Genomic DNA, 2,168 nt, shown 5'->3' on the forward strand with positions numbered 1-2,168 from the left:
ATCTCGCGCCGGGTCTGCTTGCGCTTGCCCAGGCCCTCAGCGTCACCGAACGTCAGCTGCATAGATGATCCTCTACATGATGAGGCGGGTAGTGTCGCGTATCTGTGGTGCGTTGTTCAGAGCTTCCCTAGAGGCCGATGCGACTAAAGTATTGGACGGGATCGAGGCGGTCTACAGGGCGACCACAAGTCACGCCCTGGCAGAGGCCTTCAACAGTCGAGGTAGCGCGTTGAGGGTTTCAGTGAGATGGTGGGTTGGTCTGTTGATACTGGCTTTGGGGGTTGGAGCATATCTCGGCTATTTGAGAGTTCAGGCAATCTCTGATCTGACCAAAGACCCAAGCTCACAGCAGTTTATGGCGCTAATCTGGGTTCAAGTGGCACTTGGGACCCTGTCTCTAGCTGCGCCACTCTGGGTTGCATGGCTTGCTACCCGGCAGATATCGCAGCGATTCCGACTGGCGGAGGACTATTCCTTTAAGGCATCTCTTGCGACGGCCTATGAAGGCTATCGGCGTGAGGCTGCTCGGATTGATCCGGATTTCGAAAAGGACCTGTTCGGCTCGGCTCTTCGCCACCTGGATCAAGAGCCGCTTCGGTTCATGTCCGATGCGGACCATGGAAGTCCTTACTCTGAGTTCTTTTCCTCCCCTCTGTTCCGAGATGCACTGAAGAAGGTCCCCAATCTCTCTGAGGACTTGAAGGCGTTTGTGCTCAAGGCGGTTCGCCGCGACGTCCCCCCGCCCTGAGTAGCGGCCGGGTTTAGAGTCCGGGGCTAATTGACCCACCCCCGATAGCAGGGCCATCAGTCGATAGAGATTTCGACCTCTTTCGGCGCCAGGGAATTCGCTTGGGACCCGTGTTCTCGGGCGAATTCCGCAGGGGTTTTCCATGCCAGTGCACTGTGGGGCCGCTCCTCGTTATAGACACGCCTGCACATCCACACCTACCAAGCCTTGTTTGACGATGCCTGCTTGCGTCACGCTGTTGCTCACCAGCAGCGGCAGTAACTACATACACAACGGGGCCTAGTGAGCGTGACACGGTGGAACAACATCCTGGATGGAGGGCGGACATTCGACATGTCGCACCTGGATTCCTTCGACGCACAAGAGCAACTTGATGGGCGGACTATCACAGTGTGCTATTCGTTTTGGCCGCATACCTTTTCCGATGAAAAGGCCAATGGGTGCGCGCTTGAGCACGGGCGTTTTTTCTGCCGGCAACGGTGGGAAGTCAGTCACGAGGCAGTGCACTTCATCCGCACCGGCAAGTTTTCAGACGGTTACGTGCGTGCGTACCTAAGCATAAAGAAAAAGGAAAAGAAAGAGCAGCAGTTCTACTCGCTCGATCTAGGCCATCTGGTGTTTTTTTGCGCCATTCACAAGGATGAGCGTGCAGATGACACCGTCAATTGCCGGGTCATCTCTTGCTACCCCGTCGACGGGACAACCATCCATAAACTCCCGCGCGGGAAGCTCTACAAGGTTGAGACTGTGTACCGGCGGCGCTTGGCCGAACAGACCATTGCCCTATAAAAAGAAAGCGCCCCATCGCTGGAGCGCTTTCGGTATTCACTACTCGGTAGGCTCTTTGGGCATTTCTGCCGTATCCCGCTCCAGGCAAGGGATAGATCCAGCAAGCTGTCGATCTATCGAGGCACCACACCTGTCTCCAGGGTCCGGTCGGTGGTGCATGTGCACAATAGCGGTTGCGCCCGGGCTATGCAACATCTGGACGACGTTCGGTTCATGTGCGGAAGACCCCCCGCCCGCCCCACTGCGTGGAATCTCGCGTTATGTGCGCTGGCGACCTCGCCGCACTAGGGCTTGCAGCGCAGCTCCCAATGATCGACTATCAAACATCCATGTTTGATGCCTCGATCATGACATCCCCCATTTCCATCACCACCCTGGCCACCCTCGCCAGTGCCGGGGTGCTGCGCACCGTCCAGCTCGTCGGCCAGGTCGGCGGCTATACGGTCATGGTGCGGGTGGGCCAAACCGAAAAGCAACTGACCGGCCAGCGCGGTGAGCCGCGCGGGGTTCACCCCCGTTTTCACGGACACTTACAAGAAGGCCGATCAAGGCCATGAGGAGTGTTCATGTCAAAGCGCAGGAAGTTCACTGCCGAGTTCAAGCGTGGCGCGGTTGAGCAGGCCAGCCAGCC

The 2,168-nt window shown here is 57.5% G+C and carries 2 protein-coding genes and 1 pseudogene; all 3 read left to right on the forward strand.

From position 1 onward, the window contains the following. Positions 1 to 64 precede the first annotated feature (64 nt). Complete coding sequence (locus tag F7R02_RS25030; RefSeq protein ID WP_151210305.1) at positions 65 to 748, forward strand: hypothetical protein; 684 nt, start codon at positions 65 to 67, stop codon at positions 746 to 748. Between the two features lie 333 nt (positions 749 to 1,081). After that, positions 1,082 to 1,537 carry a hypothetical protein gene (locus F7R02_RS25035; protein WP_235857301.1) on the forward strand — a complete coding sequence of 152 codons (456 nt, stop codon included), beginning with the start codon at positions 1,082 to 1,084 and terminating at the stop codon, positions 1,535 to 1,537. Positions 1,538 to 1,845: 308 nt separating this feature from the next. Further along, a pseudogene (locus tag F7R02_RS25045) lies at positions 1,846 to 2,040 on the forward strand (hypothetical protein); the annotation flags it as partial. Positions 2,041 to 2,168: the final 128 nt, after the last annotated feature.

It is taken from the genome of Xanthomonas cissicola, assembly GCF_008801575.1.
Taxonomy (GTDB): Bacteria; Pseudomonadota; Gammaproteobacteria; order Xanthomonadales; family Xanthomonadaceae; genus Xanthomonas; species Xanthomonas cissicola.